General features: G+C 60.1%; 24 protein-coding genes and 6 pseudogenes. 8 read left to right on the forward strand and 22 right to left on the reverse strand.

From position 1 onward, the window contains the following. Positions 1–3: 3 nt before the first annotated feature. The 11 genes and pseudogenes from P6U16_RS20340 to P6U16_RS20390 form a co-directional block, all read right to left on the reverse strand. Positions 4–1067 (reverse strand): annotated as a pseudogene (locus P6U16_RS20340) (DNA topoisomerase IB). Positions 1068–1136: 69 nt separating this feature from the next. Beyond that, on the reverse strand, positions 1137–3134 hold the full coding sequence (locus P6U16_RS20345) for an ASKHA domain-containing protein (protein ID WP_277703923.1): 1998 nt from the start codon (positions 3132–3134) through the stop codon (positions 1137–1139). A 68-nt stretch (positions 3135–3202) separates the two neighbouring features. After that, positions 3203–3544, reverse strand: a complete 342-nt coding sequence (locus tag P6U16_RS20350; RefSeq protein WP_277701980.1) for a hypothetical protein — start codon at positions 3542–3544, stop codon at positions 3203–3205. 72 nt (positions 3545–3616) lie between these two features. Beyond that, positions 3617–4564 (reverse strand): methyltetrahydrofolate cobalamin methyltransferase, encoded by a 948-nt coding sequence (locus P6U16_RS20355; protein WP_277701981.1) that lies wholly within the window; start codon positions 4562–4564, stop codon positions 3617–3619. Between the two features lie 104 nt (positions 4565–4668). Continuing rightward, a pseudogene (locus P6U16_RS20360) lies at positions 4669–5764 on the reverse strand (methylenetetrahydrofolate reductase). A 3-nt stretch (positions 5765–5767) separates the two neighbouring features. Beyond that, positions 5768–6340, reverse strand: coding sequence for a methylenetetrahydrofolate reductase C-terminal domain-containing protein (locus P6U16_RS20365; RefSeq protein WP_277701982.1), 573 nt, complete (start codon positions 6338–6340; stop codon positions 5768–5770). After that, positions 6333–6635: a virulence factor gene (locus P6U16_RS20370; protein ID WP_277701983.1), complete on the reverse strand. Its 303-nt coding sequence runs from the start codon at positions 6633–6635 to the stop codon at positions 6333–6335. The genes P6U16_RS20365 and P6U16_RS20370 overlap by 8 nt, the downstream gene beginning before the upstream one ends. Positions 6636–6782: 147 nt before the next feature. Further along, positions 6783–7502 carry a formyl transferase gene (locus P6U16_RS20375; protein ID WP_277701984.1) on the reverse strand — a complete coding sequence of 240 codons (720 nt, stop codon included), beginning with the start codon at positions 7500–7502 and terminating at the stop codon, positions 6783–6785. Between the two features lie 74 nt (positions 7503–7576). Next, a complete protein-coding gene (locus P6U16_RS20380; protein WP_277701985.1) occupies positions 7577–7966 on the reverse strand; it encodes an exopolysaccharide biosynthesis protein in 390 nt (129 codons plus the stop codon). 17 nt (positions 7967–7983) lie between these two features. After that, entirely contained in the window at positions 7984–8220 is a 237-nt protein-coding gene (locus tag P6U16_RS20385; protein WP_277701986.1) for an exopolysaccharide biosynthesis protein, read from the reverse strand. A 131-nt stretch (positions 8221–8351) separates the two neighbouring features. Next, positions 8352–8950, reverse strand: a pseudogene (locus P6U16_RS20390) (DUF1638 domain-containing protein). 58 nt (positions 8951–9008) lie between these two features. Here P6U16_RS20390 and P6U16_RS20395 point away from each other — a divergent pair. Further along, on the forward strand, positions 9009–9167 hold the full coding sequence (locus tag P6U16_RS20395; protein WP_277701987.1) for an entericidin: 159 nt from the start codon (positions 9009–9011) through the stop codon (positions 9165–9167). An 85-nt stretch (positions 9168–9252) separates the two neighbouring features. Here the strand turns inward: P6U16_RS20395 and P6U16_RS20400 are convergent, their stop codons facing one another. Next, complete coding sequence (locus tag P6U16_RS20400) at positions 9253–9951, reverse strand: B12-binding domain-containing protein (RefSeq protein ID WP_277701988.1); 699 nt, start codon at positions 9949–9951, stop codon at positions 9253–9255. Positions 9952–10416: 465 nt separating this feature from the next. Here P6U16_RS20400 and P6U16_RS20405 point away from each other — a divergent pair. The 5 genes and pseudogenes from P6U16_RS20405 (at position 10417) to P6U16_RS20425 (ending at position 16336) form a co-directional block, all read left to right on the forward strand. Next, positions 10417–11990 (forward strand): annotated as a pseudogene (locus tag P6U16_RS20405) (trimethylamine methyltransferase family protein). A gap of 110 nt (positions 11991–12100) precedes the next feature. Further along, positions 12101–12791: pseudogene (locus P6U16_RS20410) on the forward strand (ferredoxin). Between the two features lie 90 nt (positions 12792–12881). Then, positions 12882–13604: a phosphodiester glycosidase family protein gene (locus P6U16_RS20415; protein WP_277703924.1), complete on the forward strand. Its 723-nt coding sequence runs from the start codon at positions 12882–12884 to the stop codon at positions 13602–13604. Positions 13605–13691: 87 nt separating this feature from the next. Then, positions 13692–14222, forward strand: a complete 531-nt coding sequence (locus P6U16_RS20420) for an RNA polymerase sigma factor (RefSeq protein WP_277701989.1) — start codon at positions 13692–13694, stop codon at positions 14220–14222. Next, positions 14219–16336 carry a VWA domain-containing protein gene (locus tag P6U16_RS20425; protein WP_277701990.1) on the forward strand — a complete coding sequence of 706 codons (2118 nt, stop codon included), beginning with the start codon at positions 14219–14221 and terminating at the stop codon, positions 16334–16336. The genes P6U16_RS20420 and P6U16_RS20425 overlap by 4 nt, the downstream gene beginning before the upstream one ends. Before the next feature lie 13 nt (positions 16337–16349). Here the strand turns inward: P6U16_RS20425 and P6U16_RS20430 are convergent, their stop codons facing one another. The 3 genes from P6U16_RS20430 to P6U16_RS20440 all read right to left on the reverse strand — a co-directional run bounded on the left by P6U16_RS20430 (position 16350) and on the right by P6U16_RS20440 (position 18464). Further along, complete coding sequence (locus tag P6U16_RS20430) at positions 16350–16697, reverse strand: hypothetical protein (RefSeq protein ID WP_277701991.1); 348 nt, start codon at positions 16695–16697, stop codon at positions 16350–16352. Positions 16698–16744: 47 nt separating this feature from the next. Then, complete coding sequence (locus P6U16_RS20435; protein WP_277703925.1) at positions 16745–17845, reverse strand: hypothetical protein; 1101 nt, start codon at positions 17843–17845, stop codon at positions 16745–16747. A 184-nt stretch (positions 17846–18029) separates the two neighbouring features. Next, on the reverse strand, positions 18030–18464 hold the full coding sequence (locus P6U16_RS20440) for a hypothetical protein (RefSeq protein WP_277701992.1): 435 nt from the start codon (positions 18462–18464) through the stop codon (positions 18030–18032). A 24-nt stretch (positions 18465–18488) separates the two neighbouring features. Here P6U16_RS20440 and P6U16_RS20445 point away from each other — a divergent pair, with 24 nt between their 5' ends. After that, positions 18489–19412, forward strand: coding sequence for a hypothetical protein (locus P6U16_RS20445; protein WP_277701993.1), 924 nt, complete (start codon positions 18489–18491; stop codon positions 19410–19412). 26 nt (positions 19413–19438) lie between these two features. Continuing rightward, positions 19439–19654, forward strand: a complete 216-nt coding sequence (locus P6U16_RS20450; RefSeq protein ID WP_277701994.1) for a hypothetical protein — start codon at positions 19439–19441, stop codon at positions 19652–19654. Positions 19655–19722: 68 nt separating this feature from the next. Here the strand turns inward: P6U16_RS20450 and bmt are convergent, their stop codons facing one another. The 7 genes and pseudogenes from bmt to P6U16_RS20485 form a co-directional block, all read right to left on the reverse strand. Beyond that, positions 19723–20742: a betaine--homocysteine S-methyltransferase gene (gene bmt / locus P6U16_RS20455; protein WP_277701995.1), complete on the reverse strand. Its 1020-nt coding sequence runs from the start codon at positions 20740–20742 to the stop codon at positions 19723–19725. Between the two features lie 88 nt (positions 20743–20830). Continuing rightward, positions 20831–22183 carry an O-antigen ligase gene (locus tag P6U16_RS20460; RefSeq protein WP_277701996.1) on the reverse strand — a complete coding sequence of 451 codons (1353 nt, stop codon included), beginning with the start codon at positions 22181–22183 and terminating at the stop codon, positions 20831–20833. A 236-nt stretch (positions 22184–22419) separates the two neighbouring features. Beyond that, positions 22420–23471 (reverse strand): annotated as a pseudogene (locus P6U16_RS20465) (glycine betaine/L-proline ABC transporter ATP-binding protein). Further along, a complete protein-coding gene (locus P6U16_RS20470; RefSeq protein ID WP_277701997.1) occupies positions 23464–24375 on the reverse strand; it encodes a proline/glycine betaine ABC transporter permease in 912 nt (303 codons plus the stop codon). The pseudogene P6U16_RS20465 and the gene P6U16_RS20470 overlap by 8 nt, the downstream one beginning before the upstream one ends. A gap of 323 nt (positions 24376–24698) precedes the next feature. Continuing rightward, positions 24699–25697 carry an ABC transporter substrate-binding protein gene (locus tag P6U16_RS20475; RefSeq protein ID WP_277701998.1) on the reverse strand — a complete coding sequence of 333 codons (999 nt, stop codon included), beginning with the start codon at positions 25695–25697 and terminating at the stop codon, positions 24699–24701. Positions 25698–26215: 518 nt separating this feature from the next. After that, on the reverse strand, positions 26216–26467 hold the full coding sequence (locus P6U16_RS20480; protein WP_277701999.1) for a hypothetical protein: 252 nt from the start codon (positions 26465–26467) through the stop codon (positions 26216–26218). A 22-nt stretch (positions 26468–26489) separates the two neighbouring features. Next, positions 26490–26633 carry a hypothetical protein gene (locus P6U16_RS20485; RefSeq protein ID WP_277702000.1) on the reverse strand — a complete coding sequence of 48 codons (144 nt, stop codon included), beginning with the start codon at positions 26631–26633 and terminating at the stop codon, positions 26490–26492. Positions 26634–26720: the final 87 nt, after the last annotated feature.

Here is a 26720-nt window from a genome sequence, read left to right on the forward strand (position 1 = left end):
CGATCAGTCGTCTGCCTTTTTCAGCCAGCGCAGCACCCTGATTTCATCCTCGTCCATCCAGCGCGTCAGGGTTTCGCTGCGGCTAGGCCGTATTTTTAGGAGCGCGGAAAGCTCATTGGCCTCGAAATCGGCAAAAACCTTAGGATGGATATAGGACGAGCGGCAGACGGCGCGCGTGTTGACCAGACGGGCGGCGACGGAATCGATGATCTCGTTGACCTGCCGCGTCCGCTGGCTCTGGCTTGACGCGGGCTCGATCGCCGCAAGCGCAGTCGCCGCCATGCGGGTCGCACCCCAGGTCCGGAACTGGCGCGAGGAGAAGGCACCGCCGCTGGCGTCGCGGATATAGGCGTTGACGTCCTGCGAGCGGATCGCATGCCGCTTGCCCTCTTCGTCCATATATTGGAACAGATGCTGGCCGGGCAGTTCCTGCAGCATGCGGATGGCGCGTGTGATGCGCCGGTCGCTGTGGCTGAGGCGCCATTCCTTGCCGGATTTCCCCTTGAAATTGAAATGCACGCTGGAGCCTTCGATCTTCACATGCCGGTTGCGCAATGTGGTGAGCCCGTAGGAGCCGTTTTCCTGCGCGTAGGTCGCGTTGCCGACACGAATGAAAAGATTGTCCAGCAGCCAGACGACGGTTGCGAGCGCCTTATCGATGCCCAGCTTGCGCAAGCGAAGATCGCCGTCCACCCGTTCGCGGATCTTCGGCAGACGGGCTGCAAAGGCGGGGAGTTGCGCGAATTTCGCCTTGCCGCGTTCCTCGGACCAGTCCGGATGGTATCGGTATTGTTTCCGACCCTTGGCATCGCGTCCGGTCGCCTGCAGGTGCGTGCGCGGTTCGGCGGAGATGACAACGTCGGTATAGGCGGGGGAATGGCCAGTGCCGAGATACGGTCGATCACGTCAGAATCGGTGACGCGCTTGCCGTTCTCGTCATAATACAGAAAGCCGCGCTTGCCCGCCTTTCGCGTGATGCCGCTCTCCAGACCATCGATATAGAGGAGGTCGGCGGCGGCATCGCTGCTGCGAGCCTCTCCGTCGTCCTCCGGCCTGATATGGGTGATGATCTGATCCACAGCCGCAGAACGCCGTTCCGCGAACTTGGTTCCGGGACTGCTGATACCAGGTCGAAATCAGTCGCGGCTGCGCCGCCTGCGCCGTCCGCCACCTTCGCCATCGTCGGCCAGCACCTTGCGCTCCGGCAGGGTCACCACGGCCGAAAGCTTGGGGAAGGTATCGACCTTGTTCGGCAGAGCCATGGCGTAGACGAAATGCTCCTGGAACTTCGGCTCCAGCGCCGTCTCGATCTTCTCGATGCGGTTGACCGTCTGCTCGATTTCGCGGCGGTGGCTACGGTTGAGCAGAGCCATCAGCGCGCCGGTTCCGGCCGCGTTTCCAACAGCCTTCACTTCGGACAGGTCGCAGTCCGGAATGAGCCCGAGCACCATGGCGTATTTGGGATCGATGAACGAGCCGAAAGCGCCGGCAAAGCGGATCGTATCGACATGCTCGATCTCGAGCTTTTCCATCAGAAGCTTGATGCCGGCATAGAGTGCGGCCTTGGCGAGCTGGATGGCGCGCACGTCGTTCTGGGTAACCGTGATGCGCTGCTCGCCGTCGTGCAGCAGATAGGAGAACGTGCGGCCGTTTTGGAGGATACGCGGGCTCTTTTCCGCCATCGCACCATCGACGACGCCGTCTTCCGAGATGATGCCGGCAAGATACATTTCCGCGACCACCTCGATAATCGCCGAGCCGCAGATGCCGGTGACGCCCACCGCAGCCGCATCCTCGGCAAAACCCTCTTCATCCGACCACTTCTCGACACCGATGACGCGGAATTTCGGCTCCAGCGTCACGGGATCGATGCGCACGCGCTCTATTGCACCGGGAGCGGCCCGCTGTCCCGAGGAGATTTCGGCACCTTCGAAGGCCGGGCCGGTGGGCGAGGAGGCGGCGACGCAGCGTTTGCTGTTGCCGAGCACGATTTCGGCATTGGTGCCGACATCGACGAGCAGCATCATCTTGTCTTGCCGATAGGGGCCTTCGGCAAGCGTTGCGCCTGCGGCGTCAGCGCCGACATGGCCAGCGATGCAGGGCAACATGTAGAGCCGTGCGCCCCTGTTGACGTCGATGTCGATCTCGTGCGCCCAGAACTGCAGCGCACCGGAAACCGCGAGCGCAAACGGCGCCTGACCGAGTTCGGTCGGGTCGATGCCTAGGAACAGGTGGTGCATGATCGGATTGCCGACAAAGACCATGTCGAGAATGTCGTGACGGTCGACTTCGCCTTCCGCGCAGACCTTGCCGATCAGCACGTTAATTGCCTCGCGTACGGCCTTGGTCATGGCTTCCCGGCCATCCGGGTTCATCATGACATAGGAGACGCGGCTCATCAGGTCTTCGCCGAAGCGGATCTGCGGATTGGAGGTGCCGGAGGAGGCAACGATGCGGCCGGACAGCAACGAGACAAGGTGCATGGCGATCGTCGTCGAGCCGATGTCGCAGGCAATGCCATAGGCCTCGTTCTTCAGGCCGGGATAAAGCGCGACGATGAACGGGCGCGAACTATCCATGTCGCGATGGATGGCGGCGGTCACGCCCCAGTTACCCTTGCGCAGGATGCCCTGAACTTGCGGGATCAGGTGTGGCGCGATCAGCAGATCCTTCCAGCCCCAGTCCTTTTCCAGCATGACCTTCAGCCGGTCGAGATCACCGAGCGGCTTGTGCATGTCGGGCTCATCGACTTCGACATAACACAGCTGGATCGCCGCATTGCGCTCGATAACGCGGTCCGTTGCGGCCTTGCGCACCACCTGTGCGTTGATCACCGTATCTTGCGGCACGTCGATGACGAGGTCACCGAGGATTTGAGCGGAGCAGGAGAGGCGCCGGCCATCGGGCAGGTCGCGGACCGAGGCGTAGCGCTGTTCCTTGGGGCCGAGCGGCGAGATATGGTCGTTGGACGAGACGATCTTGTGCTTGGCGAAATTGCCTTCCTGCACGGTCACCTGACAGCGCCCGCAGGTGGCTCGCCCGCCGCAGACGCTCTCGACATAGACGCCAAGCTGACGTGCGGCATCGAGCACCGGCGTGCCAACCGGAAAACGGCCGCGCTTGCCCGAAGGCATGAAGAGGACGAGGGGATCGCTTTTGTTCTGCTCTGCCGACACGATCAGTTTCTTCCTTATGCCTTGGCCTATTCGCTCAGACGTCGCGCATTGGCGCGGACACGGCTGCCATAGGGTTTCAGGGCCGCGACAGCGACGCGGTCGGAGGCGCCTGAAAGGCCAGCGCAGGTGCCGGTTGCAAGCGCCGCGACGGCGATCATGCCTTCCTTCACCATGGCCGTATTCACGGCCATGACGCTTTCCATGGCGGCAGACAGTTTCTCGGTGATCATCTGCCCGATTTCCGCAGCACCTCCGGTCGATCCGTTCATGCCGGAGATGGCAAGGTCCTGCATGCGCGAGGACACGACCATCGGGGCCTGGAACCAGAGGCTCGCAAATTCGTCGAGCAGGTCTGCACTGAAAAACATGGTGTCTCTTTCCGGGCGGGTATACCGCCGTTTGTGCCTGGCCCTTCCGAATGATTCCGGACGGGCGTGGCTTTATTCCGGGCGTGCGCGCCCCGCACGTCCACCGCGACGACCGCTGGAGGCACCCGGCGCTGCTGTCGATGCCGCGGCGGCTTCTCCGGGCTTGTGGTCACGATAGCTCATGATCCAGTTGCCGCAGTTCGGGTCCGTTCCGTTCAGCACGTTGGCTGCGCGGACCGCTTCCATTTCCTGCGGACGGCAGGGGTTCATGATCGCCGACGTCATGCCGGCGCCGATGACCATCGGGATGAAGCCGGCATTGATGCCATGGCGATGCGGCAGGCCGAACGAGATGTTCGACAGGCCGCAGGTGGTGTTGACCTTCAGTTCGTTGCGCAGGCGGTAGAGCAGCGCGAAGACCTGACGGCCGGCATCGCCGAGCGCACCGATCGGCATGACCAGCGGGTCGACGATGATATCGTGCGGCTTGATACCATAATCCATGGCCCGCTCGACAATTTTCTTCGCAACTGCGAAACGCACGTCCGGATCCATGGAAATGCCGGTTTCGTCATTCGAGATCGCGACAACAGGAACGTCGTATTTCTTGCAAAGCGGCAGGATAGCTTCGAGCTTTTCCTCTTCGCCGGTCACCGAATTGACCAGCGGCCGGCCCTTGGCGACTTTCAGTGCAGCCTCGATGGCGGCGGTAACGGAGCTGTCGATCGACAGGGGAACGTCAACGAGGCCCTGGACGATTTCCATGGTCTGGACAAGCAGGCCCGGTTCGGTTTCGTTCGGATTGACCGAAGTGACGCCGGCATTGACGTCGAGCATGGTGGCGCCGGCGGCGACCTGTTCCAGCGCGTCCTTGATGACGGTGTCGAAATTGCCGACGATCATTTCCGCAGCGAGCTTCTTGCGGCCCGTCGGGTTGATGCGCTCGCCGATCACGCAAAAGGGCTGGTCGAAGCCGATGATGATTTCGCGGGTGGCGGAGGCAACGATGGTGCGGGTCATGTCTGATCCTCTGGTCGGGTGGCGCATCCGCTTTGCTTACGGCGGCTGGTGTGTTTTGGGAAGATGCGCCGGACGACGCATCCCGATTGTTTTTCAGCAGGCGGTCAGTGCGGGCGATGCGCCGCGACGTCGGCCATTTCCTGCTGGTTTTCGGTCTTGCCCTCGCGCAGCGCTTCCATGCGCTCGGCAACGAGCTGGTCGCCGAGGTTGGATCTCGCGCTTCCAGGGCGTGCGGCCCTTCAGGACGCCCGATTCGTGGACGATCTCGGCGACATATTCTTCCTGGCGATAGGCCATGACGTGCACGCCCGAGACGCCGGCAATTTCCTTGACCTCGTTGATGATGTCGATGCAGAGCTGCTTGCCTTCCTTCTTCTGGTCCTGCGCGCCTTCCAGGCGGGCGATGATCGAATCAGGAATATGGATGCCCGGAACGTTCGAGCGGATCCACTTGGCGGTCTTGGCGGATGCCAGCGGGCCGACGCCGCAGAGGATGTAGCATTTCTCGTCGAAGCCGAGATCGCGGACCTTCTGCATGTAGCTCCGGAACATCGGCACGTCGAAGCAATACTGGCTCTGGACGAACTGCGCGCCGGCCTCGATCTTCTTGCCGAGCCGGTAGGGACGGAAATCATAGGGCGGGGCGAAAGGATTGATGGCAGCACCGAGGAAGACCTGCGGCGGCGTCGTCAGCTTGCGGCCGGACAGGAACTTGCCGTTGTCGCGCATGATCCGCACGGTTTCCAGCAGCGACATGCAGTCGAGATCGAAGACCGGCTTTGCGCCCGGCTGGTCGCCGGCCTGCACGCCGTCGCCGGTCAGGCACATGATGTTGGTGACGCCCATGGCGGCAGCGCCCAGTACGTCGCCCTGGATGGCGATGCGATTCTTGTCGCGGCAGGCGATCTGCATGATCGGCGCATAACCCATGCGGGTGAGCAGCGCGCAGATGCCGACGGACGACATATGGCAATTGGCGCCGGAGGCATCCACCGCGTTGATGCCGTCTACCCAGCCCTCGAAGATCGCGGCGCGCTCGTAGACGTCCTGCGGATCGGCGCTGTCGGGCGGGTTGAGTTCGGCAGTGACGGCGAATTCGCCGCGGCGCAGGACGCGTTCCAACCGCCCGCGCGAGGAATGGCCGGGCAGGGGATCGAGCGGCAGGTCACGGCCAAGGGGATTTTCGTCAATATGCGCCATGGCTCAAGCGTCCTTTGCTGCCGCTTCGCGGGCTTCGGCGGCCTGCGCGGTCACGCGCAGCCAGGAGGATGTTTCGCGCAGCGACTGGTTGACCGGCTTCTGCACATTGAGGATCGCATCGCCGCCAACCATGTTGCGCGAGCCTTCCCAGGCCTTGACCCAGACGCAGGGCATGTCGGGTTCGACCTCGCAATTGCCGTTGGCGCGAACGCCGCCGCAGGGGCCGTTGCGCAGCTGTTTTGGGCAGTTCATCGGGCAGGACATGCCCGTGGACGACAGCGCGCACTGGCCGCACATGCGACAGTCGAACAGCAGGCCCTTGACGTTGCGCTCGATGAAGGTGATCGGCGTTTCCACACGGCTGTAGCCGACCGCCTTCCACAGCGGATGCAGCAGAAGGAAAACATCGGCGAAGCGGTGGTAGAACCACTCGAGGAAGCGGGAGTGACGCACGGCCCAGAGGCGGATCGTGTAGCTGCGGCGGGCGCGGCGGTTGGGGGACACGCCTGCCGGCGTATAGGCGCCAGTGGTGGCCTTTTTGGCGGGAGCGGCATTGCCGGGTTTTGCGTCAGCCATTGTCCTTGCCACCCGCCTTTACCAGTGCAACCAGCCGTTCCTTGTCATAGGCCGCCTCGATTTCGGCGGCTGCCGTGTCGGCTTCGGCTTCCAGATCGTCGGAAACGGGCGTGGGATCTGCCTTGCGCCACTCGGCAAGGTAATCGCCGGATTCGGCAGCACCCGTGCGCATGGCCGCCATGTCGATTGCTTCGGTAAAGCGCAGGGAAAGTTCGCGCTTGGCGGTCTTGCGTCCCTGCTTGATGATGACCTGCGCGGGAATATCGCGCCAATAGACGATGATGCGGTCTGCCATGTGTCCCAAATTCTCCTCTTGACCGACAATGCGCATGTCGCGGCCGCATGGCTCATCTCGCCACGACGCAGGATATGCTCAAAAGCGACCTTGATGTTCCCCAGGCGAAATAGTCCTAAGATCGATGATAGGGCTTGCGGTCGCGGACTACCAGATGCCGCGTGCAACACCGTTCCAGAGCCATGTCCAGATCGGCGGATGGTACCACTGTCTTGATGGTCCTGAGGTGGGAACCGGGCGGATCGTGCTATCAAACACGTCCTCGATGGCCTTGATGGCGATATCGGTCGAGGCTGCCGTCTGCAGCAGCGGATAGGTATGCAGGGTGTCGCGTTTCGATGGCGTCATCCGTGATTGATAAAGCACGTCGCCGGTATCGACACCCTCGTCGACCAGATGCACCGTTGCGCCGAAATTGGCCGTGTCACCGGTCGCCCGCGCCCAATATCCGCCCATCAGGCCGCGATATTGCGGGTTGATACCGGCGTGGAAATTCAGGACGGGGCAGGGCATGGCTGACAGCGTCGCGCGGCTCAGCATCCGACAACTGATCAGGAAGACGACGTTAGGTGCGAGCTCGCGGATGCGTTCGGCGGATGAAGGTGCATTGATGCTGGCAACGCGGATCACGGCAATATCAGGGTTTTCCGTATCGCTTGCGCCGTAGTCGCGCAGGATCTCGGCAGCGCGCAAGCGCGTAAAGCGTTTGCCGAATTTGGAGACGGCCATGGTCGCGAACTGGCCACCAGCGGCAAACCATCCCAGTTTTTTTGCCCGGCGTTTCAAGAAGACCGATTTCGATTCCGGCTCTTCGAGGACGACGGTGATGGCGCTTGCGCCGAACCGGCCCGCGAGCGCATTGATCATGACTTGCGGATTTGTGCCCCCGCCGTGACGACGACGATGCGCTTCTCTGGGTGGGTTCCCTTCATGCCTGGCTCCTAGAAAATGAAGCTGACGAGGGCTCCGGCTGCGGCAACAACGGCTGCAGCGACGGCGATCGATCCGACACCGATCGTCGTGCCGATCAGGAGACTGATGCCGTCACGTTCCGTGTGAGCAAAGCCGATGACGGCAAGCGCAAAGGCCGGCAGCCAGTTTCCGAAGGGGATAGGCAGGAAGATGATCACGGCAAGGATGAGGGCGAGCAGACCGACAAGGCGCTCGGAAAAACGGCTGCCGAGGAACCAGGCGCGTGGTTTCACCAGCGTTTCGGCGCGCACCAACCAGGGCGTGATGCGGGTGACGATCGCGGCAAAGCTTGCCTGTTCGAAGGCATAGTCGCCCATGCGCTTCGGCAGCCAGATGCGTGTGCGGCGCGAGGCGAACATCTGCCAGGCAACGAAGATCAGCGGCAGGCCGAGGATGAAGGTGGCGCCCGGCGGCAGGGAATGAGATTGGGAAGCGCGAAGACGACGAGGAAGGCGCCGAAGGACCGGTCCTCCATGGCAACGGCGAGATCGCGAAGCGTCACTTTTGGGCCGGAATTGAGGGCGAGATTGCGAAGGAGATGGGAGAGTTGGCGATCGGTATGGCCGTAAGATTGCGCTCTGGCCTGTGCCCCGTTTGAAAACGTATCCGTCATCTCGTCCCCGTTCCGTTTCTTGCTTGTTGTCAATCAGTCTGGCGGGGTGTGTTTACGATCGACTTAAGGCAGGAACGGGGAAATGCTTAAAATTGTTCGCAAGGCTAACGGAAGGTTTCGACCGCGCGTCGTCAGAGGGTGAGCAATGCGGGTGTAAGATCGCCATATCCGGTGTAGCGATATTCGTAGGCAAGACCGAGCTTTTCCGCCGCGGCTTTGGCCTTTCGCTGGAGGGTTTCGTCTTCCACCTGCGAGAGGTAAATCAGCTTTCGGTAATGGCCGAAATACATATCGCGCAGTTCCGGATGGCGATCGAGCCCCAGCGGTTCGATGACGAAGGCCTCGAACTGGCGGGCGAGAAAGTCCGTCAGGAAAAAGCGGTCAGGTCCTCATCCCAGCGCTGCTCGAAATCGGCATTGCCGGCAAAGAACGAAAAACAGTGCGGACCGGCGATGCGTCCGACCTTTTCTTCCTCGCAGAGCCGGTCGAGATGGCCCCCTGTACCGCAATCGGCATAGGCGACAAAGATGCGGCTGAAGCCTGCCAGCCGTGCCTTGTCGATTGCGGCCTTGATGCCGGGCGTGATCTTGTCGGGGGTGTTGTGCCAGATGGCGGGAAGACAGCTCAGCTCGATATGATCAAGGCCGTTTGCTTCGCAGACAGCCAGAATTTCGCGGGCGATAGCACCGCAACCAATCACGTGAACTTTTTCAGCACTCGTGCGTTTCATGACTGTTGGATCACTTCCATCGCAGTTTCGTGTTGAACCATCTAAAGGAATCCAGACCATGACAGCAAAGACAATCGCGACCGTTGGCGTCGTTCTCCTCGCACTCACCACACTGAGCGCCTGCGGCAATACGATCCGGGGTGTTGGCCGTGATGCCGCCAATACGGTGGATGCAACTCAGGATGCCGGCCGCAACGTCGAGAATGCTGCCCAGTAAAGGGTTCCTGATGAGCATATAGTGAAACGGCCGCTCCCGTAACAGGGGCGGCCGTTTTCGCTTTCAGCTTTGAAATCCGCAGCGATCAGGCGCCGGACATCTGATTGTGCTTGCGTTTCATGAATTCCTTGGCGGTCTCAACGGCCACGGCCGCATCGCGGCAATAGGCATCGGCGCCGACGGCCTTGCCGAATTCCTCGTTGAGTGGTGCGCCGCCGACAAGCACGACGTAATCGTCGCGCATGCCTTTTTCCTTCATCGTGTCGATGACGACCTTCATATAGGGCATAGTCGTCGTCAGAAGGGCGGACATGCCCAGGATATCGGGTTGTTCACGCTCAATGGCCTCGAGATAGTTTTCGACCGGATTGTTGATGCCGAGATCGATCACGTCGAAGCCGGCCCCTTCCATCATCATACCCACGAGGTTCTTGCCGATGTCGTGGATGTCGCCCTTGACGGTGCCGATAACCATCTTGCCCTGCTTGGGGGCGCCTGTGGCAGCGAGCAGCGGACGCAGGATGAACATGCCGGCCTTCATGGCATTGGCCGACAGCAGAACTTCCGGAACGAACAGGATGCCATCCCGGAAATCGACGCCAACGATCCGCATACCTTCGACCAGAGCCTGGGTCAGGATGTCGTAGGGTACCCAGCCGCGCTTCAGCAGGATATTGGTCGCATCCTCGATTTCTTCCTTCAGGCCGTCATAGAGGTCGTCGTGCATCTGCTGCACGAGTTCGTCGTCGGAGAGATCCTCGAGAATGATTTCGTCGTCTGCCATGATCGGTTTCCTCGGTTTGTGCGCTCGGTCAGCATGGTCCCGTCGCGACACATCTGTCAATAAAACATCTATACCGGCATTGTTCCGTCCCAATGGCACAACACCCAGGCGAGGCCTGAAGGCGACTCGATCCTGCTCCTCCTGCCATCGTTATCCGTCTTGCGACGGAAATCCCTTTTCGAAAGCGACGCTGCATGCGATGAAAAACGACGACGGCTGCCCGACGGCATTTTGTAGCCTGATGTGCTTAACAAAAACAACAGATTATGAAGCGGTTGAGCGCCGAAACGGATAGGACGGAACAAGGATTGCGACATACGACGCGAGGCGCAAAAGCGTGTTGCTGCCACCGGTGTCCGACCTGCGTCACTTGGTGGCGCATTAAGAACCGTATCGCCTTGGCCTGTTGGTAGCATAGTTTCAAATGACAGTGCAGCGACTGCACGGGAGCGAGGAAAGACAGAGATGAGCGACAAGATCGAACTGACCGAAGCTGAGGCTGGCGGTCGCCGCACGCGCGGTGAGGGCCGCGGAGCCGCAGCCCGTAGGGCCTCCCGTACCGGTGGTGGTGCCGGCCCCTCGCTGCCGTTCATTACCCGCAAGATCAAGGAATACGAGGTTCTCGATGAGGAAGGCCTGCAACTGATCGAGAACAATGCCGATCTGATCCTTGAAGAGATCGGCATCGAGTTCCGCGAGGACCCGGAAGCGCTCGAACTCTGGCGTAAGGCCGGTGCCGACGTTCGCGGCGAACGCGTGCATTTCCCGAAGGGCCTCTGCCGCGAAATCCTGAAGACTGCACCGTCCAGCTTCACCTGGCATGCCCGCAATCCGGAGCGCAATGTCACGATCGGCGGCAAGGCCACCGTGTTCGCACCGGTCTACGGCCCTCCCTTCGTGCGCGATCTCGAGGGTGTGCGCCGTTACGCGACGATCGAGGATTTCCGCAATTTCGTGAAACTCGCCTATTTGGCGCCGTCTGTCCATTCCTCGGGCGGCACCGTCTGCGAGCCGGTCGATGTGCCGGTCAACAAGCGCCATCTCGACATGATCTACAGCCACATCAAATATTCCGACAAGCCGTTCATGGGATCGGTCACGGCGCCGGAACGCGCCGAAGACACAATCGCCATGGCCAAGCTCGTCTTCGGCGATAATTTTGTCGAAAACAATTGCGTGACGCTCAACCTGATCAATGCCAATTCGCCGATGGTCTTCGACGAAACCATGGTCGGCGCACTCAAGGTCTATGCACGTCACAATCAGGCCTGTGTGATTTCGCCATTCATCCTGTCGGGCGCCATGAGCCCGGTAACCGTGGCCGGCACGCTGACGCAGATCCTGGCCGAAGTTCTGGCCGGTGCTGCCTTCACGCAGCTGATCCGGCCGGGCGCTCCGGTCCTGTTCGGCACTTTTGCCGCCTCGATCTCGATGCAGTCAGGTGCGCCGACCTTCGGTTCGCCCGAGCCGTCGCTCGTTTCCTATGGCGCGGCCCAGCTCGCCCGTCGCCTCGGACTGCCGTTCCGTACCGGCGGCTCGCTCTGCGGCTCCAAAGTTCCCGACGCGCAGGCCGCACACGAATCGGCCAACACGATCAACATGACGCTGCTCGCCGGCACGAATTTCGTGCTTCACGCCGCCGGCTGGCTGGAAGGGGGCTCGTCTCCTCCTATGAAAAGTTCATGATCGACCAGGACCAGCTCGGCATGATGCAGAAGCTCGCGCAGGGCGTCGATCTGTCTGAAAACGCCCAGGCGCTGGATGCTATCCGCGAAGTCGGCCCCGGCAGCCACTATCTCGGCTGCGCCCACACGCAGGCCAATTTCCAGACGGCATTCTACCGTTCGGCGCTGGCCGACAACAATTCCTATGAGCAATGGGAAGTCGAAGGCGAAAAGCGCATCGAGCAGCGGGCGAACGCCTTGTGCCGCAGCTGGCTCGACCAGTATGAGGCGCCCTATCTCGATCCGGCGATCGACGATGCGCTGAAGCAGTTCATCGCTCAGAAGAAGGATTCGATGCCTGACGCCTTCACCTGAAGCGAGCCCGAAAGCGCCAGGGAGCAAGGCGGCGCGTCGCAGGTGGCGGACTTCATACAGAAGGCAGTCTGGCGGTCGCACTACAACACGGTTCGAGGGCCCATGCCGAAATGACGGATGGCAATCGCCTGATCAATGAAGTCCGTGCGGTTCTTAAGCCGCACGGACTTTTTGCGCGGTACCGTCAATTTCGAGCCGGGCGAGGCGGGGCCTGCGCTCGTTGTTGGGGGCACCGCCCGATCCGTTGTCCTGGTCGGCAATATCGGCAGCTCCTTCTGGCCGGCCTTCCAGCGCTGGCGTAACGGCTCGCTGGCAACGGATCATCCCCTCGATGACTGGTCGAAAGCGGTCATCCGCCCGATCGCCAAGGCATTTGATGCAACGCCGTTCTTTCCGTCCGATCAACCCTTCCAGCCATTTCAGCAATGGGCGATGCGGGCGGAAGGTCTGAAAAGCTCGCCGCTTGGAATTCTGATCCATCCGCAATTCGGGCTCTGGCATGGCTACCGTGCCGCCCTGGCGTTCGACCGTCCCTTGCCGCAGACAGGGTCTTCGCCAGCAGCGCATCCCTGCGATACCTGCATGGACAAACCCTGCCTTTCGCGCTGTCCCGCCGATGCGGTGACGCCGGTAGCATTCGATGTCGCCGCCTGCCGCACGCATCTGGCGACGCCGGAAGGTGATGCCGGCTGCATGGTCGGTGGGTGTCTGGCGCGGGGGCACTGTCCCGTCGGTGCGTCCTATCGCTATGATCAGGCGCAGTTGCAGTTTCACATGGCAGCGCTCTGGCGGCTCTTTTAACACCTCCACCCTCTGCATTTCGCCGCAATCCTCGCCGATGGAAAAGCGAGGCGACGAAAGGATACCGATTTGACCGCGCTGAAATTGCTGATGGCGACGATTGCAGCGCTTGGTCTCGGGCTGACGGCTGCCAAGGCCGCCTGCCGTGAACTGGCGCAGGCCGGGCAACCCTCCACGATCTGCAGCTTCGATCCCGCAAAGGTGGAAATCCGCACCTATAACAAGGACAGGACAGGCAAGCCCTACAGCTCTTTCAAGGCGCTCGCCGATGATCTGCGCTTCGATCGTGAATACATGACCTTCGCCGTCAATGGCGGCATGTATCACGCGGACCTGTCGCCGGTCGGATTGTTCACGGAGGTCGGTATCGAGAAGAATCCGATCAGCACCAAGGCCGGCTGGGGCAATTTCCACCTCCTGCCGAACGGCGTGTTTTTCATCGAGCCCGGAAAAGCCGGCGTTCTGGAAACGGACGCCTTTTTGAAATCCGGCATCAAGCCGATCTACGCCACCCAGTCAGGGCCGATGCTGGTTATCGATGGCGCCCTGCATCCGCGATTTCTGACCGACAGTGATTCCTTGAAAATCCGCAACGGTGTCGGCATCAGCCGCGACGGCATGGTGCATTTTGTCGTGTCGAACACTCCGGTGCGATTCTACGATTTCGCCGTTCTGTTTCGCGATGCTCTTGATTGCCCGAATGCGCTGTTTCTCGACGGCTCGATTTCCAGCCTGTTCGTACCCGCGATCGGCCGGCATGACCGGATTTTCCCGATGGGACCAATCATCGCGGTGGTGGAACGCCGTCGCTAAAAAATATCAAAAAATTCGGCAGATACCCAAGGATCGGCGGGCGGCAAACGTCTAGTCTATAGAGGACATGAAAAAGCGGGCAGGCTCTTGGACGCGACATTGATCGAAAGTGCACAGCGGGGGGACCGGCAGGCGTTCAGCGCGCTTCTGGAACGACACTATGATTTCGTCCACGCCGTTGCCTGGCGCTGGTCCGGCAATCTCGCCGATGCCGAGGATATTGCGCAGGATGTCTGCGTGAAGCTCGGACAGGCGATCCGCAGCTTTCGCGGCACGAGCCGGTTCCGGACCTGGCTCTATACATTGACGCTCAACGCTGCCCGCGACCATCAGCGCAAGGTTTCGCGGGAGCGGCGCAATGCCGGGAGTTTCGCTGCGGACCCGGCATTTGCGGCTGTCGATGCAGCCAACGACAATACCGAGCAGGCGGAAGCGCTCTGGGCTGCGGTGCGCTGCCTGCCGGAAAAACAATGCGACGCCGTGCTGCTGGTTTATGCCGAAGGATTGAACCATGCGGCGGCGGCCGACGTCATGGGCTGTTCGGAGGCAACCGTGTCCTGGCATGTGCACGAAGCCCGCAAAAGATTGAAAATCCTGCTCGGCAGGGAGACGGTGTGATCATGACCGACAAACTCGACAGACTTTCCAACATCAAAGCGCCTGCACCGGCGTCAGATGCGCGGGCGCGCGCGCTTGCCGCCGCCATGCAGGCTTTCGACGCGCCGGAGAACGATTTCGAAAATATTTCGACCGCACCCCAAGGAACGGCGAAGGGCGGGCGTCAAAGCTCCATTATCAACTGGATATGGAGCCCGATCATGAACAGGAAACTTCTCGCCGGCTCGGCACTTGCCACGCTGCTCGTCGTGCCTGCCGCTGCCTTTCTCACGCTCGAACTGACGCGCGGCACTCTGCCGGTGAGCGCACCGGAGGTAGAAATTGCCGGCGGCGAGCTGCCGAAGAAGACGGAACTTGCCGTAGAAAGCAAAAAGCAGTCACCCCAGAAAGCCAGCGAGGCCGAGCAGCAAACGACGCAGGTTGCCGAAAAGCCGGTGAACGCTCAAGACAGCGGCACAGTCTCCCCTTCGCCGGAGATAGCGGAAGTGCAGCCGGATACATTGGCCGATACCGAAGCCGCTGCTTCCGGCGTACAGCCCCAGCGCGGAGAAGAATTGTCCACCGATGCTGCGGCACCGATGGGGACGCTCAGCCGGACACGGCAGGTTACCACGATGATGCAGGAAGCCATGCCTGCGCCGGCAATGCTGCCTAACGATATCCTGCCGCCGCAGGAAGAGAGCCGGGACCGGTTTTCGAGCGGAGAGACGAACCCGGTGAAGAGCGTCGCCACCGATCCGGTGTCGACTTTCTCTGCCGATGTCGACACAGCCTCCTATTCCTTCGTCCGCAAGGCGCTTCTGGCGGGCGGGCTGCCGGAGAAGGACAGCGTGCGGGTTGAGGAGATGATCAATTATTTCCCGTATGACTGGCCCGGTCCGCAGAGTGATGCGGAGCCGTTCAAGGCGACGGTCAAGCTCCTGCCCACGCCCTGGAACCCGAACACCCGGCTCATGCATATCGGCATCAAGGGGTACGATGTCGTGCCGGCGATGCAGCCGCGCGCCAATCTCGTCTTCCTCATCGATGTCTCCGGTTCAATGGATGAACCGGACAAGCTGCCGCTCCTGAAAAGCGCCTTCCGTCTGTTGGTCGAAAAACTGAAGGCCGATGACACGGTTTCCATCGTCACCTATGCCGGCAATGCCGGAACGGTGCTGGAGCCGACCAAGGTCAAGGACAAGCAGAAGATCCTGTCGGCCATCGACACGCTGCAGCCCGGCGGCGGGACGGCGGGCGCGCAAGGAATCGAGGCGGCCTATGCGCTGGCGAAGGCCGCCTTCGTCAAGGATGGCGTCAACCGGATCATGCTGGCGACCGACGGCGATTTCAACGTCGGCCCCGCCAGCGATGAGGCACTGAAGACGATGATCGAAGAGAAGCGCAAGGGAGGCATCTTTCTCTCTGTGCTTGGCTTCGGGCGCGGCAATTACAATGACGCTCTGATGCAGACGCTGGCGCAGAACGGCAACGGCACGGCTGCCTATATCGACACGCTGGCGGAAGCGCAGAAATCACTGGTGGAGGAGGCGGGCTCGTCGCTCTTCCCGATCGCCAAGGACGTCAAGTTCCAGGTCGAGTTCAACCCGGCGCAGATCGCCGAATACCGACTGATAGGCTACGAGACACGAGCGTTGAAACGCGAGGATTTCAACAATGACCGTGTCGATGCCGGCGATATCGGCTCCGGCCATCGCGTCACGGCGATCTACGAGGTAACGCCGAAGGGTAGCCCGGCTGTTCTGAACGACGATCTGCGCTATCAGGCCGAAAAGGCGCCGGCAACGGAGGCCGTGCCGCAGGCCAAGGGCAGCGAACTGGCTTTCCTGAAAATCCGCTACAAGAAGCCGGATAGTGACACGAGCAGCCTGATCACCACGACGGTTACGGAAGACAACGCCGTGCCGAGCCTGGATGCGGTGGGAGCGGATGCGCGGTTCTCGATCGCGGTCGCCGCCTTCGGGCAGAAGCTGCGCGGCACGGATGCGGTCGCAGCTTACCCCTATGGTTCGATCCTTGATCTCGCCGCCGGCGCTAGGGGTGACGATCCCTATGGCTACCGCGCCGAATTTCTCAATCTGGTGCGGCTCGCCAAGAGTCTTTCGGGAGAATAAACACAGGCGCGCGTCAGGCCTTCGGGTAGGCGCGCTCCAGCCCACCGGATCGGGTCAGCCCGGTTCTGAAAGAAATGAACGCGGCGTGCTGGCTCGAGCGCGCCGTTTCCATGAGACGGATCTGCAGGCGGGCAGGGGCATTCGTGCCGAGCCACTCGCCAGTTGTTTCCAGTTTCAGCGAGTTGAGAAACCGCGCTTCCGAGGCGAGATCGAGATAGCGGTAAATGCCTTCAAGGAGATTTTCGTCCTGGGCCGCGTTCTCCATCAGGAGACGCAGATAGGACTGATCGGCTTCGCCAAAGGCGGCAAGCTTATCCGCGACGGCGTCGCGATCGGGAAATGCGGCGGCTGTACCGTTCATGCTCAGTTCTTCCAGTCTTTCTTCATCGTATCGACGTTGTTTCGAGCTTAAGCGCGAAAGGGTTCGGTTCTCGCGGGACGTGCCGGGATATCGATATGATCCGGCTCCAGCCCGGCCTTCGCCCGCTCAACCATTCGCACATAGGCATCCTCAAGATGGCGCGTGAAACGCTCCGTGTCGAAAAGCGGTGCCGTAAACCGTTTGCCAAGGAGCTTTTCGCGGATTGCCTTCAGCCGGTGCGGATCGCGGGCCAGGTCTGCGCATAATTTCACATAACCCGCAGCGTCAGGCGCCACGAGTTCCGGCATTTCGAGCGCGGTCAGCAGGCTTTCCGACACGCGGGACGCGAAATGGCTGCCTTTCATCGTCACCACTGGAAGACCGGCCCAGAGCTTGTCCGATGTTGTCGTATGGCCGTTATAGGGGAAGGTATCGAGGCCGATATCGGCCGCCTGCAATCTTGCGATATGCTGCTCGTATGGCGCAGATTTCGCGAAGATGACCCGGTCCTCCTCCAGACCAACATCCGTCACATATTGCAGGAAATTGCTGCGGGCGAATTCGTCCTCGCACATCATCCACAAGACGCTGTCCGGAACAGCATCAAGGATTTTCACCCAAAGGCGGGCGGCGGCGGGCGTGATCTTGCGGATGGCATTGAACGAGGCAAAGACGATGCCCGTTTCCGGCAGTCCGGCCTCGGTGCGCGTCGCGGCGTGCGGCAAGGTCCGGTGCGTGTCGTCGTTCGCCTGGTAGCTTTCCGGCAGCCGGCAAAGCTTTTCGTGATAGTGCGGCTTGCTGCTGTCAGGGGTGACGATCGGATCGCTGATCACATAGTCGCAGTCGATGCCGGTGCCGCTGCCGGGAAAGCCGAGATAGGCCGACTGGATCGGAGCAGGGCCAAGATTGATGAGATCGATACGGGTGCGCTTTGTATGTCCCTTGAGGTCGACGAGGATGTCGATGCCCTGCTTGCGGATTAACTGCGCGGCCTTCTCGTCGCTGAGATGGCCGATCTGAACGATGCGACCGTAGCGTTTGCGCATGCCCTTGTCCGTACCAATAACCTTGTCTTCGGTATGGCAGAACAGGGTCACGTCGAATTTCTCCGGGTCGTGCCTGATAATGACACCCTGGAACAGGCGCATGGTGGCATGCTGGTCGGCAAAGTCGTTGGAAAGATAGCCGATCCTTACTCGATCGGCATAGACATGCGGCTGCGCGCGCCGTGCGGCGCGGGATTGCGCGGTGAAAGCCTTGCCGTTCTGGATGCGGGTCAGCTTTGCATTGATCGCTTCATCGGCGCACCAGCTGATGTTGTCGAACGGATTTTCAACTGCAAAATAGGCCGCTTCCCCTGATTTCAGCTTCTGCAGGAACCGCTGGTCCTCGATCGCGGCCTCTTCGAGACAGAGATAGTTGTGCAGGCAGCGCCGATAGGTTTCCTCTGAGTCGATATTGAAATCGCCGGAGCGTGCCGCATGCCGGGCGGCGGTCAACGCCTGCTTCGATCTCGTTGGCGCGCATCAGCATGGCTGCGGCCAGCGTCTTGAACATCGCCTGTTTGCCGCCGTCGAGCTCCGATGCTCGACCGTAGAGTTTCGCCGCATCGCTGTATTGCTCGGCCTTGGCGTGACATTGCGCAGCCAAAAGAACCGTCTGCAAGCCGGCGTCGGCCTTGGCCAGCAGCGGCGTGAGCAGCGACAAGCTATGACGGTACTTGCCTGCTTGGTAGCTTTTGAGCGCGTTCTGAAGAATGATCGACATGGAGATTCCGGAAGGCTGAATGGAGTGACACCTCATTTCCTAGCCTTTGAGGCTGGGGCAAGACTGGATTCCTTCACTGGCCCGATGCTGCGCAAGCTTGGCACAGCCGTTGTCTGCCATATTTGCTGGCAGGCCGCGCTCGCGACCGCCTTTATCAATCCGGAAAAGACCATGCCCCAATTGTCGATCTGCATGCCGAGCAACCGCAACCTGGCCCGATCGAAGGCTTCGATCGAAAGTGCTTTGGCCTATGCGGAAGCGGTGGGTGCCCGTTTCATCCTTTCGGACAATTCCCGCGATCCGGAAAAGCGGGCCTATTTTGAAGGGCGCTCGGCCTGCCTGACCTATGTCGTGCCTGACAATGATGATGCGATGTTCAACATGATGACGGCGCTGTCAAAGGTGGACACCCCGTTTTTGTTGCCCATGGGCGATGACGACGAGGTGCATCTGCTCGACGGCGAGATCCCGATCGATTTGGCGACCTTGCCCCCGGATGTTGCCGGCGTGCGGCCGCGCACGCAGATCTGGACGACGGCCGATGGTGTTACCCGGACCGAGCGTTTCACGATTGATGCCGATGGCTCCGCCGAGCGACTTTTGGAATACAATCAGAAGGCCAAGGGCAACAATACAATTTATTACAGCATCTACAGGACCAGCCTTTTCAAGCCCTTGCTTGAGCTGTTTTATGCCGCGCATCCGACGCGCGGCGGCTATTGCGACTGGGCGATCTGCCTGTCCGTCTTTGCCTGCGGAAAGATGGTTTATGATCCATCGATGGTCTACCGCTATGATCTGGGCCGCTGGTCGCACCAGAAGGACATCGACGACACCAAGCTCTTCCTGTACCGCATGGTCGGCTTGCCGGATACGGCGGAGAACTTCTGGGCGCTGCTCGTGTTTGTGGATCTCTATATCTTCCTCATGCGCGGTGGTCTCCCCTGACATCCGAGGATCGGCAAAAGACGCTGATGATGAATTGTCGTATCTCGTTGGCGACCTTTGTCCGCGAGGTGCGTGCCAATCCGGAAAAATACGATGAAACAACACTCTATCTCGTTGAACTGATCGAAGCGGAAACGCAGCTCGATGCCATTTTCCAGATCGCCCTGGTGTTGACGGATTGCGTCCAGCCTGGCTTGAAAGAGCGCTATGTCCGCTTCTACCAGGCAGCCATCGCCGCTTGACAATCGGACAAAGAAAAGCGCCCGAGGTTTCCCCGAGCGCTTTGACTGTCTAGAATCGGAATGTCGGCTTACTGGCGGCGACGACCCGTGCGTTCGCGCGGTGCGCCGGTCGGGCCTTCATTGGCGGTCTTGTTGCGCATGGGCCCGATACGTTCGACAATGGTCTCGATGGTCGGCCGCTCTCCGGGCGTATACTCGTCCAGCGCCACGCGCATCGCGGCCAGGTGTTCGCAGGACGTGCCGCAGCAGCCGCCGATGATGCGCGCGCCGGCATCGCGGGCGAGCCGCGCATAGTCCGCCATCAGCGGCGGCGTGCCGGAGTAAAAGATCTCGGTGCCGCGGAATTCCGGAATGCCGCAATTGCCCTTGACGACGATCGTTGCCGAGGGATCGGCGTCCGTCATGTCAAGCAATGATGACAGGATGTCCGAGGCACCGACACCACAATTGGCACCAACGGCGACAGGACCGTCACCAATGTCTTTTGCGACGCCGTGGATGTCGCGCGGGTGCACGCCCATCATCGTCTTGCCGGCGGTATCAAAAGAGCCGGTGTAGACATAGGGCATGCCGAGCTTGACGGCGGCCTCGGCTGCGGCACGGATTTCGTCGGCGGACGACATCGTCTCGATCCAGGCGACTTCGGCGCCGCCAGCCTTCAGGCCTTCGATCTGTTCGGCAAAGGCTGAAACCGCATCCTCATAGGACATCGCGCCGAGCGGGATGAGCAGTTCTCCTGTCGGGCCGACGGAGCCGGCGGTAATCACCTTGCGCGGCGCCTGATCGGCAACAGCCCGGGCAATTTCGGCCGCCCGCTTGTTGAGTTCGAACACGCGGTCCTGCGCATGGTGGAGCTTGAGGCGGTGACGGGTGCCGCCGAAGGAGTTCGTCAGGATAATGTCGGCGCCGGCATCGACGAAGTCCTGGTGCAGCTTTGTGATATTCTCCGGCTTGGTTTCGTTCCACAGTTCCGGCGCCTCGCCGGCTTCCAGGCCCATGGCAAACAGCGACGTCCCGGTCGCACCGTCTGCAAGCAGCACGCCCTTTTCTGCAAGGAGGGCGGAGAGTGGGTTGGCATGCGCGCTCATGGTCTGGTCCTTAACTGTCCTGTTGGTCATCATATAAAGATATCGTTATATGATTGCAACGTTTTTGCGTATCCTGCTGGAGAGGTGGTCAGTGTGGCGCCGCGCGAACGCCGAGCCGTGCGGCCAAGCCTAGTCCGAAAACGGCAAGGGCAGTCAGCAGCCACATCGGATCGGCGCGGTTGAGGAGAAAACTCTCCATCATCCCGTTATAGGTCATGAAGATCACGACCATGATGCAGAAGTCGGCAAAATGCCTGCCAGCAGGTCTTCGGTTGGCGCGTACATAGTCGTAGAACGGCTTGACGAACAGGAGCAGAAGGATGGTGATGCCGCCCGGCAACCCAAAGGTCAAGACGGCATCAAGATAGCTGTTGTGCCCTGAAACAATGCCGCGAACGTCCCAGTTCGCCTCGAAATCCGCTTCGAGCCCACGGATGACGGGGGACAGCCAGAAGCTGGCATAGCCATGGCCGAGCCAGAGATGATCGGAAATACTGGCGCTGGCGAAACGCCAGATTGAGCCGCGTCCCGTGTATGTCGGATCTTCCAGAATCGCCGTTGTCAGCGCCAATAGATGATCTGAATAGATTGTTCCCAGCGTCAGTGCGAAGATCAGTATCGTGAAGATGAAATGGACGACGATCATCAGGCCGGGCCTCGCCACAGCGCGCCCGATGAGCACAAGCATGATGGCGATCGGTAGGAAGCCGATCGTCGTTTTCGAGCCAGTGTGAAGCACGAAATTCATCGCCAGAATCGCGATCAGGGCGCCACGCACCCGCGCTCCGGTACGGATGCAGTAGATGCCGAAGACGCAAAGTACGGAAAACACCGGCGCTGTCACGTTCTTGTGCAGCAGATGCCCTTTCCAGAATCCTGCGTGCCAAGGCTCGTCGCCGAAAGCCGAGTGGATGGCGCGGTCGGGGGCGACGAAGAGGGCGGCATAGTCGATGACGATCAGTAGCAGGATGGCATTGGCACCGGCACCAACGAAATCCGCCTCGCTGCGCGGCAGCAGCAGAACACCGGCAACCAATATCATCGCAACCAGACTAAGCATCAGGCCACGTGCCGAGGCCGTTGGATCGTAGGATTGCAGACAGGACAAAAAGGCAACAGCGAAAATCAGTGCCCATGTCGGCGAAACCATTCGCCACAATGTCCGTCGCTCCACAATGACCAGCATGGCAGCGAGATAGATTGTTCCCAGCCCGAGATAACCGAGTTGGTTGATGATGTTTCCTTCATTGCCGGCATTGGGATCGACTTCCAGGCTTCCCGGAAACGGAATGAGTGTCAGCGCGATAAGAAAAAGCCCGGTCCCCGACAGGACCGCTGCCACGGCCTTGGTAAGCCTCGCGCTCAACTGGTCGGGCGTGTCTATCGAGACGGTCGCGGCCGAGTGAAATGTCCGTGTGTTCATCGATACATGGTCTTGCATATGGACCGCCCCGACGGCGACGACAGTGTGCGGCTTGATGGCAGGGTGATGATTTGCTGACTCTGCGCTTTCGACAAGGCAAGCTCCCGGACGAGACAGCGCTCCGTCAAGCATCCACCATGCCGCTTTATGGTTAACCGTTCGTGAATGGAGCGCGCTGAGTGCTGACGTACAAGCGCAAAACAAAAAGGGCATCCATTTCGGGATGCCCTTTGTCGTCTGCAAGACCGAACGGGCTATTCCGCGGCCTGCATTGCCGGCTCATGGCTGATAGGTGTGACCATGGCTGAGATGATTGCGGACAGATCGATCGAGCCAACCGTTTTACCGTCAAGCGTCACGACATGCGCCTTCGTCTGGTTGGCCACCGTCATCATGCGGGCCGCAACTTCCAGAACTGTACCAATGACCACAGGAATGCCTTCGGGGTTTCCGGAAAGCGGCCTCATGATGGTTTCGACGTTGATCACCCGGCCACGGTTCACTTCCTTGACGAAGGCGGTGATATATTCATCCGCCGGTTTCAGGACGATTTCCTGACCGCTTCCCTGCTGGATGACCTTCCCGTCGCGCAGGATGGCGATCTTGTCGCCGAGACGCAGCGCCTCGTCGAGATCGTGGGTGATGAACACCACGGTCTTTTTCAGTTCCTTCTGCAGGTCGAGAAGAACCGTCTGCATATCGACGCGGATCAGCGGGTCAAGTGCCGAATAGGCTTCGTCCATAAGCAGGATGTCGGCATCATTCGTCAGTGCGCGCGCAAGACCTACACGCTGCTGCATGCCGCCCGACAACTGGTTTGGATAGTGATTCTCGAAACCCTTGAGGCCGACACGCTCGATCCATTGCTGGGCTCGCTTGCGGCTTTCCGCATCCGGAACCCCTGAATTTCGAGACCGTAGATGGTGTTCTCGATGATCGTCCGGTGCGGCAGAAGCGCGAACTTCTGGAAGACCATCGCCGTCTTGTGGCGGCGGAATTCCCGAAGGTCGTTTTCGTTCATCTTGCAGACGTCGACGCCGTCATAAAGGACTTCGCCTGCCGTCGGGTCGATCAGCCGGTTTATATGTCGAATGAGGGTGGACTTGCCGGAGCCGGACAGACCCATGACCACCATGACGCCGCCGGCGGGCATGGAGATGTTGATATCCTGGAGGCCCAGAACATGGCCGTGTTTCTCGTTGAGTTCGCCCTTGCCAAGGCCAGCCTTGACCTGATCGACGAAGTCGCGGCCGCGTGGTCCGAAGATCTTGTAGAGGTTCTTGACCTCGATTGCATGACTAGCCATGGATCACCTCCGAGTGCTTCTGCAGACGCTTGCCATAGGCTTGGCTCGTCCGGTCAAAAATGATGGCGATGGCGACCAGCGCAAAGCCGTTCAGGAATCCGACGGTGAAGAACTGGTTGTTGATCGCCTGCAGCACGTTGCGGCCGAGACCGCCGACGCCAACCATGGATGCGACCACGACCATGGCGAGCGACATCATGATGGTCTGGTTGATGCCAGCCATGATGGTCGGCAGGGCAAGCGGGATCTGCACGTTCTTCAGGCGCTGCCACTGGGATGAACCGAACGCATCGGCTGCTTCCAGCACTTCCTTGTCGACCAGCCGAATACCCAGGTTGGTCAGGCGGATCATCGGCGGAACCGCATAGATGACGACGGCGATCAGGCCGGGCACCTTGCCGATGCCGAAGATCATGACGACGGGAATGAGGTAGACGAAGCTTGGCATCGTCTGCATCACGTCGAGGACCGGATTGATCACCGACTGCGCCCGCTCGGAACGCGCCATAAGAATGCCGATTGGTATGCCGACCAGAATGGCGATTAAGGTACAGACCGTGACCATGGCCAGGGTGACCATCGTATCGTTCCACAACCCGACAAGGCCGATCGCCAGCATTGAGGCGATGGTACCAACGGTGATCTTGATGTCGCGGCTGCCGTAATAGACGATCGCGACCATCGCCGCGAGAATGATGATCCACGGTGAGTTGACGAAAAGATTTTCGAGAAAGTTCAAAAACACCTGGAGCGGCTGCACCAGGACGTCGATGGCATTCGTGTAGGCACGGACAAGCCCCTTGAAGCCTTCGTCCACGCTTTTGCGGACCATGCGGATAGTCGTATCGTCGATCGCTGGAAATTTACAAAGCAGATCTGGCAAGAAACTGCATACTGTCGCCATGTCGTTCCCCTTTTTTAACCGGAAATTTTATAGGCCGGCCGTGTCATCGAACAGGTTACCTGTTCCAGCACGGACTTTTCGCTGGTCTCTGCGGACCCCGGCATGTTTTTTGATCCGTCGTGCGCCCCTCCGGACGTCATGACATTTCAACATCGAACATGAACGTTGAAAAGGGCGCTGGCCGTATTTCGTTCATGGGCTGAAACGTGGCAGTTTCCGGTCTCGCCTGCTTTGTTGTTTGCGACGCCTAGACCGGGTGTTTTGCGCATCAAGCGCAAAAAGGCAGCGAACCGCTACGGTCCACTGCCTTCTTCCTTATCGGATCAAAGCGCTGCCTTGACCTTTTCAGCGACGTCAGGAGCAACCCACTTGGTCCACATGTCGGGATAGGTTTCCAGGAAGTGCTTTGCTGCATCTTCGTTGGTGCCCTGGTTTTCATCCATCCAGGCGAGAACCTTGTTGACCGTGCCGTTGTCCCAGTTGCGGGCCTTGACATAATCCATGGCAACGCCGGCCTTCTCGGAGAAAGCCTTGGTAACGACCGTGAAGACGTCGGACGTCGGGTAGGAGTTCACCTTCGGGTCTGCGCAATCCGGCACTGCCGTGCACTTGTCCCACTCGGCCTTGTCGTTCTCGACGCCGAAGCTCAGGCGGGTCATCTCGTACTTGCCGAGGATGGCGGTCGGTGCCCAATAGTAGCCAAGCCAGCCCTTCTGCGAGCTGAAGGCGTTGGAGATCGATCCGTCGAGACCGGCAGCCGAGCCGGTATCTACCAGCGTGAAGCCTGCTTCTTCAGCCTTGAGAGCCTTGAACAGGTTGGCCGTCGAAACCTGGCAGTTCCAGCCCGAAGGGCAATTGATGATGGCGGCCTTGGACGCGTCTTCCGGAGCCGGGAACAGTTCCGGATGCTTCAGGGCATCCTGAACTGTCTTGATGTCGGGGTTGGCGTCGGCGAGGAATTTCGGAATCCACCAGCCTTCGACGCCGCCTTCATTGAGGATCTTGGCTGCCTCGATCAGGCGGCCTTCCTTGATGGCAGCATCCAGGGGCGTGCGCACGGCATTGACCCACATTTCCGGAGCCATGTCGGGCTGGCCCTTCTCGTTCATCGACGTGAAGGTCGGCATTGTATCGCCGGTGACGAGTGTTGCCGTGCAACCGTAGCCGTTCTCAAGAATGAACTTGTCGACATGCGCGGCGACGCCGGCTGATGCCCAGTTCATTTCAGCGATGCTGACTTCGCCGCAATCGGCGGCAGATGCGGAACCGGCGATCGCGTAGAACCCGGCGGCGATGATGGTGGAAGCGAGGAGCTTCTTCATGTTTAAGACCTCCCAGTCTTAATGCAGCGGAAAATCTGGAGGCAACGCGGGATACTGCCCTCCCGGCCACCCAATTGATTGATATCAGCAGCATAGGGGCGCGCTTTCGGGCAATGCCGCATATGGTGCCCCCGCTGCAACGGTGTAGAGCTTTTTGTCCGGCCGCGGAACCCTGTCGCCAGCCGGCTCTCTTTTGACCGCATAGGGGCAGCCTATTTGTTCCTCCGCAGAAATCAACCTCCGGAATTGGCCATCACGGCCTTTTGCGGCGCAAGGCATGGCTGCAGGGGGCTGACAAGCCGTTGATTTGTCTTGATGCCGGCACCATTTTTGAGCATGACAGCCGCGAATTGCCGCAAAATTTGCCCTGACCTTCAATTGTCGCGTTTTGCCCGTTTTATTGCAGACGTTTTTTATCCCGAATGCGCCGTGTCGCGTTTTTTTGCAGTCTCAAAAAAATTCGAAAAATAATGAAATTCATCTTTGATTCATCTCTCACTAACCATCCGGTAACGATGTCAGGCTAATTGTTTTCCTGCGGCGGGGGACAACTGCCGCCCGCCCGGATCAGGTTTTGCGTCCCGGGCCGGAGCGATCTTCGGCGTATTTTCGAAGAGGCCATGCGTATTGTGGCAGACCGCACAGTTCCTGACGGGGCTGGTGCGGTTTTCGCGTTTGGGGCCTGACTGTCCTTCAGAGCGTTTTGTTTGTTGTTTTCTCCGCGCACGAAAAAACCGCATCGCTTGCGCGATGCGGTTTCCAAATTTCATTGCCTATGGCCGTCGGTGGTGTTCAGCCGACGCTACGCGTGCGGATGAAGCCGAGCGGGCCGATCGGCGCCGTCATGACAGTGTTACGGACACGCGACTGGTTGTCCGGGACAACAGAGTTCCAGGCGATCTGGACGAAATTTGGCTTGCTGAAGATGAACAACATGGGGCGTGTGACCTTGGATGTGGCGCGGACATCCGCGCCGTGATGGCATGGCGCTGATATACGCCTGATATGGTGCAAATCAACAAT

Source organism: Rhizobium sp. 32-5/1 (assembly GCF_029537235.1).
Classification (GTDB): domain Bacteria; phylum Pseudomonadota; class Alphaproteobacteria; order Rhizobiales; family Rhizobiaceae; genus Pararhizobium.